The sequence below is a fragment of the Sinomonas sp. RB5 genome (genome assembly GCF_054063535.1).
Map to the genome: position 1 here is coordinate 21,032 of NZ_JBSSGJ010000022.1, position 14,768 is coordinate 35,799.

At 70.6% G+C, this 14,768-nt stretch carries 15 protein-coding genes; 7 read left to right on the top strand and 8 right to left on the bottom strand.

The window, feature by feature from the left end; genetic code table 11:
- Positions 1–18 precede the first annotated feature (18 nt).
- On the top strand, positions 19–768 hold the full coding sequence (locus tag ACVWWH_RS18940; protein WP_457317634.1) for an MBL fold metallo-hydrolase: 750 nt from the start codon (positions 19–21) through the stop codon (positions 766–768).
- 39 nt (positions 769–807) lie between these two features.
- Here the strand turns inward: ACVWWH_RS18940 and ACVWWH_RS18945 are convergent, their stop codons facing one another.
- Positions 808–1,026, bottom strand: a complete 219-nt coding sequence (locus ACVWWH_RS18945) for a hypothetical protein (RefSeq protein ID WP_066496121.1) — start codon at positions 1,024–1,026, stop codon at positions 808–810.
- Between the two features lie 283 nt (positions 1,027–1,309).
- On the opposite strand from ACVWWH_RS18945, the gene ACVWWH_RS18950 reads away from it, so the two are divergent.
- Positions 1,310–1,630: a hypothetical protein gene (locus tag ACVWWH_RS18950; protein ID WP_141305702.1), complete on the top strand. Its 321-nt coding sequence runs from the start codon at positions 1,310–1,312 to the stop codon at positions 1,628–1,630.
- 53 nt (positions 1,631–1,683) lie between these two features.
- Here the strand turns inward: ACVWWH_RS18950 and ACVWWH_RS18955 are convergent, their stop codons facing one another.
- The 3 genes from ACVWWH_RS18955 to ACVWWH_RS18965 all read right to left on the bottom strand — a co-directional run bounded on the left by ACVWWH_RS18955 (position 1,684) and on the right by ACVWWH_RS18965 (position 4,539).
- On the bottom strand, positions 1,684–3,234 hold the full coding sequence (locus tag ACVWWH_RS18955; protein WP_457317635.1) for a hypothetical protein: 1,551 nt from the start codon (positions 3,232–3,234) through the stop codon (positions 1,684–1,686).
- A gap of 118 nt (positions 3,235–3,352) precedes the next feature.
- Entirely contained in the window at positions 3,353–3,772 is a 420-nt protein-coding gene (locus ACVWWH_RS18960) for an ATP-binding protein (protein WP_169803053.1), read from the bottom strand.
- Between the two features lie 104 nt (positions 3,773–3,876).
- The gene (locus ACVWWH_RS18965) at positions 3,877–4,539 is read right to left on the bottom strand and encodes an NADPH-dependent F420 reductase (protein ID WP_371326651.1); all 663 of its coding nucleotides are present in this window, start codon (positions 4,537–4,539) and stop codon (positions 3,877–3,879) included.
- 162 nt (positions 4,540–4,701) lie between these two features.
- On the opposite strand from ACVWWH_RS18965, the gene ACVWWH_RS18970 reads away from it, so the two are divergent.
- Positions 4,702–5,511, top strand: a complete 810-nt coding sequence (locus tag ACVWWH_RS18970; protein WP_457317636.1) for a formate/nitrite transporter family protein — start codon at positions 4,702–4,704, stop codon at positions 5,509–5,511.
- 106 nt (positions 5,512–5,617) lie between these two features.
- Entirely contained in the window at positions 5,618–5,959 is a 342-nt protein-coding gene (locus ACVWWH_RS18975; RefSeq protein ID WP_447421220.1) for a hypothetical protein, read from the top strand.
- Positions 5,960–6,047: 88 nt separating this feature from the next.
- Here the strand turns inward: ACVWWH_RS18975 and ACVWWH_RS18980 are convergent, their stop codons facing one another.
- Together ACVWWH_RS18980 and ACVWWH_RS18985 are read right to left on the bottom strand one after the other, a co-directional pair.
- A complete protein-coding gene (locus tag ACVWWH_RS18980; RefSeq protein WP_457317637.1) occupies positions 6,048–8,594 on the bottom strand; it encodes a hypothetical protein in 2,547 nt (848 codons plus the stop codon).
- 164 nt (positions 8,595–8,758) lie between these two features.
- Positions 8,759–9,226 (bottom strand): hypothetical protein, encoded by a 468-nt coding sequence (locus tag ACVWWH_RS18985; RefSeq protein ID WP_457317638.1) that lies wholly within the window; start codon positions 9,224–9,226, stop codon positions 8,759–8,761.
- 358 nt (positions 9,227–9,584) lie between these two features.
- Here ACVWWH_RS18985 and ACVWWH_RS18990 point away from each other — a divergent pair, with 358 nt between their 5' ends.
- Entirely contained in the window at positions 9,585–11,681 is a 2,097-nt protein-coding gene (locus ACVWWH_RS18990) for a phosphocholine-specific phospholipase C (protein ID WP_457317639.1), read from the top strand.
- A gap of 91 nt (positions 11,682–11,772) precedes the next feature.
- Positions 11,773–12,963, top strand: coding sequence for an alkaline phosphatase family protein (locus ACVWWH_RS18995; RefSeq protein WP_066496100.1), 1,191 nt, complete (start codon positions 11,773–11,775; stop codon positions 12,961–12,963).
- A gap of 76 nt (positions 12,964–13,039) precedes the next feature.
- Here ACVWWH_RS18995 and ACVWWH_RS19000 read toward each other — a convergent pair whose 3' ends face one another.
- Complete coding sequence (locus ACVWWH_RS19000; RefSeq protein ID WP_066496098.1) at positions 13,040–13,324, bottom strand: Helicase associated domain protein; 285 nt, start codon at positions 13,322–13,324, stop codon at positions 13,040–13,042.
- A gap of 286 nt (positions 13,325–13,610) precedes the next feature.
- Here ACVWWH_RS19000 and ACVWWH_RS19005 point away from each other — a divergent pair, with 286 nt between their 5' ends.
- Entirely contained in the window at positions 13,611–13,886 is a 276-nt protein-coding gene (locus ACVWWH_RS19005) for a hypothetical protein (RefSeq protein ID WP_457317640.1), read from the top strand.
- A 22-nt stretch (positions 13,887–13,908) separates the two neighbouring features.
- On the opposite strand, the gene ACVWWH_RS19010 is transcribed toward ACVWWH_RS19005, so the two are convergent.
- Positions 13,909–14,724, bottom strand: a complete 816-nt coding sequence (locus tag ACVWWH_RS19010) for an alpha/beta fold hydrolase (RefSeq protein ID WP_457317641.1) — start codon at positions 14,722–14,724, stop codon at positions 13,909–13,911.
- Positions 14,725–14,768 lie beyond the last annotated feature (44 nt).

Here is a 14,768-nt window from a genome sequence, read left to right on the forward strand (position 1 = left end):
CTGGCTACGATGGGCGCCATGGAACTGCGCCCCGGGCTCCACCGGATCGGCAATGACATCGTCGCGGCCTACCTCGTGGTCGACGACTCGGGCATCACGGCGGTCGACGCGGGCCTTCCGGGCCACTGGCGCGACCTCGAGCGGGAGCTCGCCGGCCTCGGCCGCTCCGTCGCGGACATCCGGGCCGTGCTCCTGACGCACGGCGATCCGGACCACCTCGGCTTCGCCGAACGGCTGCGCCGCGACCACGGGATTCCCGTCTACGTGCACGCGGCGGACAGCGCGAGGGCGCGCGGCCAGGGGTCCACGAGCCCCGGCTGGGGACGGATGCGCCTCGGTCCCCTCGTGCGGTTCCTCGCCTACGCGGTGGCCAAAGGCGCGCTGCGGCCCGTCCACCTCGCCGAGGTCCGCGAGGTTGCCGACCGCGACGTGCTGGACCTCCCCGGCTCGCCGCGGATCATCGCGCTGCCCGGCCACTCCCCCGGCAGCGTCGCGGTCCACGTGCCCGCTGTCGAGGCCGTGTTCGTCGGGGACGCGCTGACCACGCGCCACGTCCTCACGGGGCAGGAGGGCCCGCAGCCGGCGCCGTTCACCGACGATCCCGCGCAGGCCCTCGACTCCCTCGAGCGCCTGCGGCCCACCGGTGCGCGGTGGGTGCTCCCGGGGCACGGGGCGCCGTGGCGGGACGGCGTGGACGCGGCGGTCGACGCCGTGCTGCATGCCGCGGCCGACGGCGGCCGGTCACCACAGGGGCGCGGGCGCCGCTAGCCGGCGAGCGCGCCGCTGTGACGGGTCAGCGATGGAGCGTCAGCGGCCCTTCTCCTCGAGCTTGAGGGCGATCCCGATCGTGAAGAACGTCGGAGCCCAGTGGCCCACGAAGATTCCCCAGCGGTCGGACTGGGCCCGGTCGTGGCGCGGATTCATGCGGCTCAGGAGCCACGAGACGAAGGAGAATCCGATGGACCCGAAGCCGGCCATGTAGGCGTACTCGCTCCTGATCCCCATTTCGTGCAGCTTCTCGAGCATGACAGCAACCTCCTGATAGGGCGGTAAGACGTTCCGGACGCTGTGAGTTTGCCCACTGGGTGGGCCGTTGAACCCGATCCGCCCCGTGGTGCCCCCTCGGGCGGCGAGCTCGGCACCCCCGCGATGCGATATGTTGTACATGTCCATCTGCGGGAGCTGGGGTCCTGCCGGTGGACAGCGTGTCCACGCGCAGCCGCCCGGGGTTCAGACCCGGGGGCGGCCGCCGCGGACACCGGCTGGCCGCGGCCGAGAGAATCGCGGACATCATGATCAGGGGGACACGATGGACTCGTCAGTGAGCGGCGCCTACAGCGAACGGCGCGGGAGCAGCGAGTCCGCGCGCCTCCGCGCAGCCCTGGGCCGCGAGGCCGCCCGCCGGTCCGTCCGGCACGCCGAAGGCCCATTCACGGCTGACGCCCCCCTCCTGGCCGGCACCCCAGATCTCGCGGCGGTGCGGCAGAGGGCCTGGCTGATCCCGAAGGGACCCTTCGTGGCGGTGGGCCGCCTGGCCCTGGCGCTCGCCGGCATCACCGGCCTCGTCCTGCTCGGGCTGCTGCTGGCCGCGGCCGTGGCCATGGTGCAGCTGCACTTCCAGGGGAGCTGACCCCGCCCGGGTGCTCCGCATCGCTGCGCTGCTCCCTTCTGGCGAGACCGCGGCTACGGCTGGGGCCCCTCGATCGTCACCGCGCCGCCCGACGTGATGACGATCTTCCCGTGCTCGTAGTCCTGCAGCACAGCCCCGCCGGCCCCCGCGTAGGGGTCGCTGATCGGGTACCCGAGCGGCCCGCGCTCGTAGTCCGTGCTGCCCCATGCTGCACGGAGTGCGCCTGAGCTCACATGCGCGCCGGTGGATGGCGACCAGTAGACCGCCCCGCCCTGGTAGCGCTGGTAGACCCCGCCGCTGATCCGCAGCTCATCGCTGGTCGGATAGCCGAGGGGCCCGGCCTCGGAGCCTGTGCTGGCCCAGGTGCTGCGGATCGCGCCGAGGGAGAGATGGGCACCGGTGCCCGGCGACCAGTAGAGGGCGCCTCCTTGGAAGAGCTGGTAGGCGCCGCCGTCCCTGAGGCCGCCGGCTTCGTCGCTGACGGCGTAGCCGAGGGGGCCGCGTTCGAAGCCGACGGCGGCATAGGCAGAACGGATCGCACCCCGCGTGGCATGGGCACCCGCTCCGGGCCCCCAGACGATCGCTCCGCCCTGGTACATCTGGTAGACGCCGCCGCCCGGCAGGCCGCCGGTCTCTTCCGAGGTCGGATAGCCGAGGGGGCCGTCTTCGAAGCCGTTGCGGGCCCACGCCGAGCGGATGCCGCCTTGGGAGACGTGCGCGCCGGCCTGGGGCGACCAGTTGATGGCGCCATTCTGGAAGAGCTGGTAGGCGCCGCCGTCCCGGCGGCCGACGACCTCGTTCGAGGTGGGCGCGCCGAGTCTGCCGAACGTGCCCCCGGTGCTGCCGTACTTTGCGCTGATGGCTCCGAACGGGTTGGACGAGTAGGGGGCGAAGACGTCGTCGACCGCGCCCATGATGATCCTGTCTCCCGGGCGGTCGGTCTGCAGCAGGCGGGTCACGGTGGCGAGGGAGGTGGAGACGCAGCCCGCGGAGGGAACGCGCCCCGCGTGGAAGAAGATCGCGAAGGATGCGCCCTGGACCGTCGGCATGTCCGGGAGCCGGTTGTAGTTGATGACCGCGGCCTGCTCGTAGTAGCCCTGGTTCATGAGGGAGAACAGGTTCTCGTCGGACTCGCCGCCCGTACCCTCGAAGTACTGGTTGTAGGTGGCTCCCCGCTCGCCGCCCCACCGGGAGTCGGGCTTGACGGTGTGGTAGCTCAGAGCCGTCCCGGGATTGCGGCGCCCCAGCGCCTCCGTGATGCTGAAGGAGCCGCTCGGGGACTTCCAGGTATCCTCCCACGTACCGCCCGCGGCGAAGCCCTTCTGGCCGACGTAGCCCCAGTCCTGCCACTCCTGCGCGTAGCCCGACCCGGATCGGACGCAGCCGGTGATCGCGACGACGTCGGAGCTCCGGTCGGTTGCCGTGGCGAAGGTGACACGGTTGGCCCCGTAGGCGGAGAAGCGGACCTGGCCGGCACTGAGCCGTGCGCACGGGTTGTACACCTGGGCCGAGGCCTCGGCGCCGGGAGCGAGTCCGAGCAGGGAGGAGGCAACGAGCGCCGCACCGCCCACCAGGCTCTGCAGTGCCCTCAGGGCAGGCTTCATCAGCTCTCCAGCGGTGGGAGGGAGTCCGGGCGTGGTTCAGGCGCCGCGGGCCCCCTTCTCCACGGGAGCAGCATATGCACCGCAGGGCCGCCCGCACGTGAGGCGTCCCAGGACGCGCTCAGATGTCGGTCCGGTCCCTGCCCAGGGTCCACACGTTGGCGTCGTCTGCACGCTCGTACCGGACGTCGGTCATCAGCTGCTTGAGCATGGCCATGCCGCGGCCGGCGTCGGGCGCCGAGCCCGTGTCGTGGCGGGCCAAGGGGGTCGGCTCGGCGCCGACCTCCCGCACCTCCGCCTCGAGCCTGCGGTAGGAGGGACGGAGCTCGACCTCCAGGACCATCGACCGGCCCGGCGCGGGGAGAGCATGGCGGATCGAGTTGGAGACGGCCTCGATGACGGCGATCTCGAAGGCAGTCCTGTCCGCGAGCCCGGCCCAGGGGTCGTCGTGCCAGAGTCGCTCCAGCAGGCCCTCCACCCTCGTGAGGAACGCCTCGCTCTGCTTTCCGCTTGCTCTGAGCACCACTGCCGCGCCGGACACGAGAAACATCCCTTCGATGGAGTTATGGGTTCCGGCGACCATTACCCCGAGCCGGGCCCTTCAATCCGAGGGGGTCAGGACGTCCCTGCGAGCGCCCCGCCGCCCTACCTGTCACGGTACCGCTTGGCGGCGGCGAGGGCCTGTGTGAGCCCCGCCGCGTCGAGGCGGGGGCCGTACCCGGGGGTGTCCCGCTGGATGCGCCAGCCCTCGGCGAGTGGTCCGGCGTCGACGACGTCGAAGCCGAACTCGTCGATCAGCCCGCTCACCTGGGTCTTGGCGTGCTCGTCGTCGCCGGCGATCACCAGGGCGCGGCGACCCGGCGAGCCCGCCGGGAGCGGGTCGGAGGTGAGGTCGCTGGCGTAGATGTGGTTGAACGCCTTCACGACGTGCGAGGACGGCAGGTGTGCCTGGAGCAGCTCGGCGGTCGTCGTCTCCTCGGCGTCGAGCGCCGGGATCGACCCGTCCCGCTGGGGGTAGTAGTTGTTGGTGTCGATGACGGTCTTCCCGGCGAGCTCTCCGACCGGAACCTGGTCGATGTTCCTGAGCGGGATGGTGACGACGGCGATGTCGGCGGCCGCCGCAGCCTCGCGGGCGGTCGCCGCACGCGCGTGCGCGCCGAGCTCGGCGACGAGCTCCGAGAGCGTCTCGGGGCCGCGCGAGTTGCTCACCACCACGTCGTAGCCGGAGCGCACGGCGAGGCGTGCGAGCTGTGAGCCGATGTGTCCACTGCCGATGAATCCGATCGTTGTCATGTGGGATGCAACCACGGGAACCGCCCGGTATTCCCGGGTGGCTCCTTCAGGGCCAGGGGCATGGCGGCCCGCTGGCGGCGGCGCTAAATTGGACGCCGGAGCGTCAGGAAGGCGCGCATGGGCCGCCTCGTCACCGGGACTGGCATCAAGGACCGCCCAGCGAGAGGAGGCCCGCGCATGAGTGATGAGGACCGCCGGCGAGAACTCGGCAGCAACGATGCCCCGGTCGAAGAGGAGATCGAGGAGTCCTTCGACCGCATCGTGGCCGAAGGCGCGCAGCGGCTCCACCGCACATGGCGCTCGGTCCTCATCACCGGCTTCTTCGGGGGCGTCGACGTCGGGCTCGGCGTCATGGCGTACCTCGCCGTCGAGCACTCCACCGGGAGCAGGCTGTTGGCCGGCCTGGGCTTCGGCATCGGGTTCATCGCCCTCCTGTTGGCCAAGAGCGAGCTGTTCACCGAAGGCTTCCTCGTGCCCATCGCCGCGGTGGCGGCCCGGCAGGCGCGGCTCGGACAGCTCGTCAAGCTGTGGATCGGAACCCTCGCAGCGAACCTGGTGGGCGGCTGGTGCTTCATGTGGCTCGTCATGAAGGCCTTCCCCGAGTGGGGCCCCACGGTCATCGACTCCGCCCGGCGCTTCGCCGAGGCACCGCCGACCCTCCAGTCCCTCTGCCTGGCTACGCTGGGCGGGAGCACCATCACTTTGATGACACGCATGCAGCAGGGCACCGAGTCCGTCCCGGGCAAGATCGCCGCCGCCGTCGGGGGCGGGTTCCTGCTCTCGGGCCTGCCCCTGTTCCACTCGGTGCTCGATTCACTGCTGATCTTCGGCGCGCTCCATGCCGGCGCGCCCTTCGGCTACGGGCAGTGGCTGGGCTGGTTCGCCTACACCGCCGCCTTCAACGTCCTCGGCGGCCTGCTGCTGGTGACGGCGCTCCGGCTGCTGCGGAGCAAGGAGCTCATCAGCGAGCGTCGGGCGCGCACCTGAGGGCGGCGAGGGCTGATCAGGGCACATCACGTGCTATGCCTGATGGAGGTAGTGTGGCTTCTCGAGGCGGGGCACCGGGCCCGGCCAGCTACCTGTAGGGACCAGATTGAAGAAGACCGTCGTGCTCGTGCCCGCCTTGCTCACAGCCGCCGCGCTCGGCCTGTCCGGCTGCTCGGCCCAGCTGTCCACGAAGGATTCCTGTGCCCAGTACCAGTCGATCGAGAAGAACGTCTCGACCCTCGGAGGCACCCCCAGCTCCAGCCAGGTCAGCGGGGTGGCCAGTCAGATGGGCACGCTCGCGCAGAAGGCCTCCGATGATGTCAAGAAGGACATCGCGGCCATCGCCGAGGGGCTCGAGGGCTATGCGAACGGCGACCAGTCGGCGCTGAGCACGTCCAAGGTGAGCGGCGCCGTCACCCACCTCCACACCGTCTGCAGCGCCGGCTGACCCACTCTGCCGGCACGTGCCTGCCGCGAGGCAGCGACAAGGGCCCCGGACTCCGCTGGAGTCCGGGGCCCCTGTCGGCCACACCTGCCTAGGGCGTGGGCGTCGCAGTGCCGGTCGTGGCCGCGGTCGGGCTCGGAGTGGCCCTACCGGTCGGGCTCGAGGTGGCGGACACGCTGGGGTTCGGCGTGGACAGCGGGCTCGATGTCGGCGCGGCGGACGGGCTGGGTGTCGGCGCCGCGGTCGAGGTCGGGGCCGGCGAGCTCGGAGCCGGGGCCGCGGTGCCATTGGGAGTGACGGTGATCCCGGACGTGGGGCTCCAGACGATCCGGCCGCCCTGGAAGTCCTGGGCGACCCCTCCCGCGACGGCGTACTCACCGCTGGTGGGGTAGCCGAGTCGGCCGTCTTGGGCGCCCAAGGACAGCCAGGCGGACCGGATCGCGCCCTTGGACTCGAACGCCCCGGTGGTCGGGGACCAGACGATCGCCCCGCCCTGGTAGGCCTGCATCACGCCGCCGCCGGTGAGGCCGGAGACCTCGTCGCCCGTGGGGTAGCCCATGGGCCCGTTCTCGTACCCGAGCTGTGCGTACCGGGACCGGATCGCGCCGGTGGACTCGTGCGCGCCGGTGGCGGGGGACCAGACGAGGGCGCCGCCCTGGTACATCTGGTAGACACCGCCGTCCTTGAGGCCGGAAACCTCGCCGGTCGTGGGGTAGCCCAGGCCGCCGTCCTGGGCGCCGAGTGCCTGCCATTCGCCGCGGATGGCGCCCTTGGACTCGAACGCGCCGGTGGCCGAAGACCAGACGATAGCGCCGCCCTGGTAGGCCTGGCTGACGCCGCCGCCCTTGAGGCCCTGCGTCTCCCCGCTCGTGGGGTAGCCCATGACGCCGTTCTCGTACCCGAGCTGGGAGTACCGGGCCCGGATGGCGCCCTTGGACTCGAAAGCTCCGGTGGCCGGGGACCACTCGATCGCGCCGCCCTGGTACAGCTGGTACACGCCGCCGTCCTTCAGCCCCGACGTCTCGGCGCCGGTGGGGTAGCCCATGACGCCGTTCTCGTACCCGAGCTGCGAATAGCGGCCGCGGATCGCTCCGGTGGACTCGTGGGCGCCGGTGGCCGGGGACCAGACGATCGCCCCGCCCTCGTACATCTGGTAGACGCCGCCATCCTTGAGGCCGCCCACCTCATCGGTGGTGGGGTATCCCATCTTGCCGTTCTCGAACCCGAGGGCCTGCCACACGGAGCGGATGGCCCCGTGGGAGACCATGGCGCCGTTGGCCGGGGTCCAGATGACCGCGCCGCCCTGGTACATGTGGTACCAGCCGCCGTTGCGGGAGATGCCGTAGCCACCGAATCCGGCGCCGAGGCCGAACTGGGCGGCCTTGGCGTCCATGAGGTCAGCGACGCCGGGCGGGGGCACGTTGCCGCCGGTGACCGTGACCGTCGCGGAGGCGGCCGAGACGGAGTTGACCGTGACCCGGGTGCCGCCCGCGGTGGTGAAGGTCTGGCCGGGCTGCCACGCCAAGTTGGACGCGTAGTAGCCGAGGAACGGCATCGTGCTCGGGGCGATGACCAGGGACGTTCCCTGTTCGAGGCCGCCCTTGAGGATCTCCACGCCCTGGTTCCCGTTGACGGCGGTCGGGGCGTCGTACCCGACCGGGGCCTTGTACTGGAGGTAGTACCACTCCCCCGTGAGCGGGTCCTGGAATTTCGCCGCACGGTTGGCCCCGGTCCCGGCCCACGGGGTGAGGGTAATCGACATGGGCGCCCCGGCGGTGCCGACGTTGCGGATCTCGTTCCCGGTGCCGAACCCGCCGTACTCGTACAGGACGGAGTTCAGCTGCGGGGTGCTCCACTGCGAGATGCCCATGAGGTCGAGGCGGTCGCCGTAGAAGCGGGTGGTGCAGGCCGGGTCCGTGAAGTCGGTGCCGGCGAGGGTCGAGTCGGCGGCCCCGTCCGTGCACTGCAGGGCGTTGGCATGACCTAGCCCGAGGACGTGGCCGAACTCGTGCGCGGTGACCGGGGAGGTGAAGTTGGACGGGCTCGGCAGGAGGACGAGGCCGCTGGTCTGGCCCGTTTCAGCCCCGGCTCCCAGGTTGCCGGTCGTCCCGTACACGATCACGTCGGTGCGGGGGACGGCGAGGACCAGCACATTGGACGAGCCCGGGGTCCATCCGATCTCCTGGGCGACCGTGTTCATGATGACCGTGAAGTCGTCGCTCGAGGAGGCGGTGGTCTTGAACCCCGCCATGACCTTGTCGACGTGCATGCTGATGCGTCCGGCCGACATCGTGGACCAGTAGGCACTCGCCGAGGAGACAGCGTTCTCGTAGGCATTGACGTCCAGCGCGGCGGCGTCGGCAGCTGTCTTGTCGCTGGTCTGCAGCGTGACGATGGTGACCGAGAGCTGCGCGGTCCGCTGCGGGAGGACAGCGGGGACGATAGCCGGGGCGATCGCGGGCGGCGGGGCGGCCTGTGCTGGGGCCACCCCCTGCCCGGTCATCATCGGGACCGCGGCGACGGCGAGGACGACGGCGGCCGTGGCGAGGGCGCGGGGCGCGTTGCCCTGCCGGACGGGTCGTCGGGGGCGGCGCTTCTTGGCGGGCTGGGCACGGTGGTGGGGGGCGCGTCGGCGCATGAGGGGGCCTCCAAAGGCGGGATCACTGCGATTCCGATCCTAGGGGACCTTGGACGCGTCCAACGCGGACGCCGCGCAATCCTCGGCTGTCCCTTGGGCAAACATTGGCTGGCCCTTGGAGAGGGGCGCTCGGCTGCACCGAGCCGGGCCAGCGGCACGTGGCGTCAGTAGCCCTCGGGGAAGCTGTACGAACTCGGGACGGTGGCCGGGGCCGCGCCGTGCACGAGCAGCACCTCATCGTGGGCCTTGAGCCTGATGTCCCGGGGATTCCCGGGCTGCTTGACCCCGTTCACGTACGCCTGCCAGTCGGCCGCACTCGAGTGCGCACTGCCCGGGGCGCCGCCCGAAGCGTCCAGGACGCCCCACTCCGTGAGCACCTGCCCGAGGGTATAAGTGACGCCGGCTGTGGGGGCCTCGATGTGGATGATGCCGGAGGGGTCGTGGGTGTGCAGCGCGGAGATGCCGTTGGGCTGTCCGTCCGCCCCGAAGCTGAAGCCGATGTCTGCCGGCACGGGAATGGGTCTGCCGTCCGAGACGACGTCGAGGTGGGCGTGGTAGTGCTCGGCGCTTCCCTCTTCGGAGAGGACCTGGAGTCCCGCGGCCTTGATCCCCGCTGCCCCGTTCGCGGGCACCAGCTGCCAGCCGGAGCTGGCACCGGTGGCCTGTCCCCCGCCCGAGGCGGCAACAGACGCCGACGCGGTGGCGGATGCGCTCGGCGCTGGCGCCGACGCTGGCGCCGAGCAGCCTGCCAGGCCCACAGCGAGCGCCGCGAGGAGGAAAGGAGATGCGGGCTTGAAGTTCACTGGCGGCGTCACTTTCGTCGGTCGGTCGAGGCCAGTCTAGGGTCCCCTCCCTTCCTGTCGCTGGCGCACCCCAGCCCGGCGCCGGGTGCACGGTCGCCCAAAGTTCACGGCATCTCCATACGGCCTTCACTTTCGCGGAGGAAGCTGCCTCGCGGGGGACGCCACCTTCGTGCACTAGGAGCAGTCCATGACAAGCCTGAACCGTCGTCGTTTCCTCCAACTCTCGGCCGTGACGGCCGCAGGGACTGCGATGTCCCAGATGCTCGGTCAGAGCATCGCCCGCGCCGCGACCATCCCGGCGAACCGGGCCACCGGTTCCATCAAGGACGTCGAGCACGTCATCGTCTTCATGCAGGAGAACCGGGCGTTCGACCACTACTTCGGCACGCTCAAGGGCGTGCGCGGGTTCTCGGACCCCCACCCGGCGATCCTCCCGAGCGGGAAGGACTCGTTCCACCAGGCCAACGCCACGCGCGAGATCACCCCCTTCCACCCGAGTGCCCCCAACCTCGGCCTCCAGTTCGTGGAAGACCTCGACCACTCGTGGAAGATGACCCACGAGGCGTTCAACGCCGGGAAGTACGACAAGTGGCTCCCCGCGAAGTCCGACGCGACCATGGCCTTCTACGAGCGCGGGGACATTCCTTTCCACTTCGCCCTCGCCGACGCGTTCACGGTCTGCGACCAGTACCACTGTTCGGTCTTGGGACCCACGGACCCGAATCGCTACTTCATGTTCGCCGGCGGCGATGATCCGTCGGGGAAGGGCAACGGCTCCGGCACGGGCGGCGGTCCCGACCTGTGGAACGCCGAGACGGGCTACACGTGGAGCACCTATCCCGAGGAGCTCGAGAAGGCGGGCGTGAGCTGGAAGGTCTACCAGGACATCGGGCAGGGCCTCGACCCGGCGCACTACGAGGGCTGGACCGGCAACCCGTACATCGGCAACTACGGCGACAACTCACTGCTGTACTTCCTGCAGTACCAGAACGCGAAGCCCGGGACGCCGCTCTACGACAAGGCCCGCACCGGCACTGACGTCCTCGGCGGCCACGACGACCTCTTCCGCATCTTCCGGGACGACGTCGCCAAGGGCACGCTCCCCCAGGTCTCCTACATCGTCGCCCCCGAGGCGTACACCGAGCACTCGAACTGGCCGGCCGACTACGGCGCCTGGTACACCGCCAACATCCTGGACATCCTCACCTCGAACCCGGACGTGTGGAGCAAGACCGCGGTGTTCTTCATGTACGACGAGAACGACGGCTTCTACGACCACATCGTCCCGCCGCACCCCAACACCCCGCAGATTCCCGGCGCCTCAACGGTCCCCACCGACGGCGAGTGGTACGACGGCCGCATGACGTACTCCGGCAAGGCGGACGTCCCCGGCCACTTCGGACTGGGCGTGCGCGTGCCCATGATCGTGGTCTCACCGTGGAGCATGGGCGGCTGGGTCTGCTCGGAGACGTTCGACCACACCTCGATCGTGCGCTTCCTCGAGGCCCGGTTCGGTGTGAAGTCGCCCAACATCACCCCGTGGCGGCGGGCGGTCTGCGGCGACCTCACCAGCGCCTTCGACTTCTCGGCCACGGCGGGCACGGTCCCGGCCCTGCCGGACACCGCCTCGTACAAGCCGAGCGACGCGGACATCGCGGCCGCCAAGAAGTACCCCAGCTACGTCCCGACGCCGCCGGCGGCGAACACCATGCCCAGCCAGGAGAAGGGGACGCGGCCCTCCCGCGGCCTCGGCTACGCGCTCGACGTCGAGACGACGGTCGACGGCGGGAAGCTCACCGCGCGGTGGAAGAACGCCGGAACGCTGGGCGCCCACGTGCAGGTCCGCTCGAATCTCCTGCCGGCCGCCCCGTACTCCTACACGATCGGCGCCGGCGCCGCCCTGGACGCTGCCTGGCCCCTCGGCACCGAGTATGACGTGCAGATGCACGGCCCTGCAGGCTGGTACCGCCGCCTCGCGGGCACTGCGGCCGCCGCGGATATCCGCGTGGCCGTCGCAGCAGACGGGACCGCGGGCCATGCCCGGTTCCGGATCGAGAACGCCGGATCCGGCAAGGCCGACCTCACACTCAAGGACGCCTACGGCGCCGGAACCCAAGTCCTCTCGCTCAACCCCGGCCAAGCGAGGACCGTGGTCCTTCCGACCTCTGGCGGCTGGTATGACCTCACGGTCACGTCCGCGCAGGACCCCGCCCTGGTCCGCGTCGTCGCCGGGCGGCTCGAGAACGCAGGCTCCCTCACGAGCGACCCACAGCTCGGCCGATGACCGGAGCCGGGCTGCGACAGACCCCAGCCCGGCTGAGACAGCGAGGCACCATGCGTCCCGCCCGGGACGCACCCCGACAAAGGAGAATCCCATGCTCAACCTGCTCAGAAGCCGCGCCGCTGGCGCAGCGGCGGCGATGGCCGCCGCAGTGGCGCTCACCGGAGCCGCTGCGGCCATCCCCTCCGCGGCCTCGGCGGCCCCCGGAACTCCCGCCGCGCCGGCGGCGCACGGCGCCGACGGGCCCGACCACGTCTTCGTGATCATGATGGAGAACCACGGCCGCGACCAGATCATCGGCAACACCGCCGACGCGCCGTACATCACCTCCCTCGCGCAGAAGTACAACGTCGCGACCAACTACCACGGGGTGACGCATCCGAGCCTGACGAACTACCTCGCCGCGATCTCGGGCGACTTCCAGGGAATCTGGGACGACTGCAAGGCCGGCGCCGACGTCACGTGCGCCCCGGAGGAGTTCGTGCCGGGCTCGGGGGACTCCACGGACACCGCCTCGCTCACTCCCGCGCAGATCGCAAGCGCCTCCGCCAAGCCGCACATGTTCTCCGGAAAGAACATCGTCGACCAGCTCGAGGCCAAGGGGCTCTCCTGGAAGGCCTACATGCAGTCGATGCCCTCGGCCGGATCCACCGTCGAGTACGCGCCGACGATCGGCTCGACGACAGTCAAGCTCTACGCCGAGAAGCACAACCCCTTCATGTACTTCTCCGACATCGCGGACAACCCCGCCCGCACCTCGAAGATCGTCCCGCTCGAGAACAACCTGGCCAGCGACCTCTCCTCTGGGAACGTCCCCAATTTCGTGTGGATCAGCCCCGACCAGTGCCACGACATGCACGGCACCTCCCCCTCGGGCGCGAACCTGATCGGCATCCCGTCCTGCGGCTACCCGGACTCCGGGCTCGACCACGGCGCGATCAAGCTCGGCGACGACTACCTCAAGCAGCAGGTCACGCAGATCATGGACTCCCCGACGTGGAAGACCACGAACTCGAGCATCGTGCTGGCGTGGGACGAGAATGACTACTCTGGCTACTCGGGCGGCCCTGGGAGCCCCGTGGGCGCCAACGGAACGGTGCTCGGCGGCGGCGACGCCCCGTTCATCGTGATCAACTCGGCCCAGGGGCCGCACAAGACCACGGACAAGCTCGCCGACCACTACACGCTGCTCTCGACCATCGAGCACCTCTGGCACCTCGGCTGCCTGGCGAACACCTGCTCGCCCACCACCTCGGGCACGCTCGAGGAGCTCTTCCGCCCCTGACCGTTGTCCTGCTGAAGGCGCTGGCTGCTCCCGGGAACGGAACTTCCCGGGAGCAGCTGTTCCCGGGCGCGTGCGGCTAGCGCGCCGAGGACCAGCCCCTGCCCAGAACGCCCTGGAGGGCGTCGGCACGATGAGGGCTCAGCCTCCCGCGACGGTCGGCGGCCCGCTGCCCGTCCAGCCAGGATCCGAGCCTCGCCTCCGCGGCGTCGTGCGCGGCGGCGGCTTCCGGCGCCCGGTCGCGCTCGCGCATGAAGGCCGAGAGTTCGTTGGCCCTGGCGGCGAACTCCTGCTCGCCCTGCTGCCGCAGTGCCGGCAGCCCCGTGATGTCCCGACCGAACCGTGTGTGCAGATCCCTGTTCATGCGACCCCCAATAGCCGGATGTGAAGCGGGGCCAGCGCCGACTGGCCCCCCAGTGATCGTGAAGATAACGCCGCGGTAACGCTCCCTACAAGGGCCTTCGGGCGGCCTTCGGACCGCCCCTTCGGCCCTTGTCACACAGGCCGAGCGGTCCTGTCGAACGCGAGGTCGCGCGGGATCGGTCACCGCGGGGCACCGCCGCGATCGGCATGACAAGCCGGCCGGCGGAAACTGTCAAGTCCGCGGACCCATCGTTTCTCCGTGCTGCGATTCGGGTAATCCCCCTCCCATGCCGCACCCAGAACCAGCTTCGCCGCTGCACGAGACGATGCTCGAGGTGCTCCATGAGGCCCGCCGACGCGGTATGTCGCACAGCAGGTACTCGCTGCGGGCCTGCCGGTTCCTGCTGGTGGCCCATGCGCCCGCGGGCCAGACCACCGGAACACCGTGCGAGGGCTGCCTCGAGCGATGGCCCTGCCACACGGTGCTGGGGGTCCTCGGCGGCCTGAAGCCCACCCACGCGTCACGCCCCGCCTCCCACGACCGCGAGGGCAACCCCCGCTGACCGGGTGCCCCGCCGTCGGGCCTCACGCGGTGAGGTGCTCCACGATTGCCTGCGCGACCTCGTGCGGCGAGTCCTCGGTCGGGATGTGCTTCCCTTCGACGACCACCAGGTCGGAGTTGGGGATCTCCGCCACATAGCGGCGGGCGTAGTCCAGCTTCTGGAAGTCGTCGTCGCGCCCCCACACGAGACGCGTGGGCACTGCGGCCTGCTTCAGGGCAGGGACGAGCGCCACCGTGTACTGGGCGTCGGCGGACGCGGCCATCGCCGTCCACGAGCGGACCCGTGCGGGCTCATGCCAGGGGCTGAGGTAGTCGGCGATCTCGTCGTCGCGAAGGGGCCGGAGGGTGCTGCCCCGGGTCGATGCCTCGCGTGCCTCGAGCAGGTCGGCTGTGCTCGTGGACTCTCGCACCTCAGGGGCCCGGAATCGTTCGACTGCGGGCACCGGCCACGAGTCGAACATCACCGCGTTCATCAGCACCATCCGCCGCACCCGCCCTGTGGTCGCGGCAAGGTGTTGGGCGATGCCTCCGCCGATGTCGTGACCAGCCACGTCGAACGACTCGAAGCCGAGGGCCTCCGCAGCATGGACCACGGTCTGGGCCAGGGCAGGGACAGTTGCCTCCTCGGGCGTCAGTTCCCCAGCGCTGGCACCGAAGCCCGGCAGGTCCAGCGCAATGCATCTCGCCGCAGTGCCCAGGGCCGGCAGCACCGGCGCCCAGACTCTGCTCCAGAACGTGCCGTGCAGGAGCAGCAGCGGTGGACTGTCCGCCTCTCCGGCGGCCAAGTAGGACAGTTCGGCGCCATCGACCTCGACCACGCTGCGGATGAGAGGGGGCATCGGAGCTTCCATGCGGTTCTGCCTGTCCTTCGGTCGTCGGGGCC

Coding starts and splice junctions, on each gene's coding strand:
- ACVWWH_RS18940 (WP_457317634.1), top strand. CDS start 19: ATGGAACTGCGCCCCGGGCTCCACCGGATCGGCAATGACATCGTCGCG.
- ACVWWH_RS18945 (WP_066496121.1), bottom strand. CDS start 1,026: ATGCTCGAGAAGCTGCACGAAATGGGGATCAGGAGCGAGTACGCCTAC.
- ACVWWH_RS18950 (WP_141305702.1), top strand. CDS start 1,310: ATGGACTCGTCAGTGAGCGGCGCCTACAGCGAACGGCGCGGGAGCAGC.
- ACVWWH_RS18955 (WP_457317635.1), bottom strand. CDS start 3,234: ATGAAGCCTGCCCTGAGGGCACTGCAGAGCCTGGTGGGCGGTGCGGCG.
- ACVWWH_RS18970 (WP_457317636.1), top strand. CDS start 4,702: ATGAGTGATGAGGACCGCCGGCGAGAACTCGGCAGCAACGATGCCCCG.
- ACVWWH_RS18980 (WP_457317637.1), bottom strand. CDS start 8,594: ATGCGCCGACGCGCCCCCCACCACCGTGCCCAGCCCGCCAAGAAGCGC.
- ACVWWH_RS18990 (WP_457317639.1), top strand. CDS start 9,585: ATGACAAGCCTGAACCGTCGTCGTTTCCTCCAACTCTCGGCCGTGACG.
- ACVWWH_RS18995 (WP_066496100.1), top strand. CDS start 11,773: ATGCTCAACCTGCTCAGAAGCCGCGCCGCTGGCGCAGCGGCGGCGATG.
- ACVWWH_RS19000 (WP_066496098.1), bottom strand. CDS start 13,324: ATGAACAGGGATCTGCACACACGGTTCGGTCGGGACATCACGGGGCTG.
- ACVWWH_RS19005 (WP_457317640.1), top strand. CDS start 13,611: ATGCCGCACCCAGAACCAGCTTCGCCGCTGCACGAGACGATGCTCGAG.
- ACVWWH_RS19010 (WP_457317641.1), bottom strand. CDS start 14,724: ATGCCCCCTCTCATCCGCAGCGTGGTCGAGGTCGATGGCGCCGAACTG.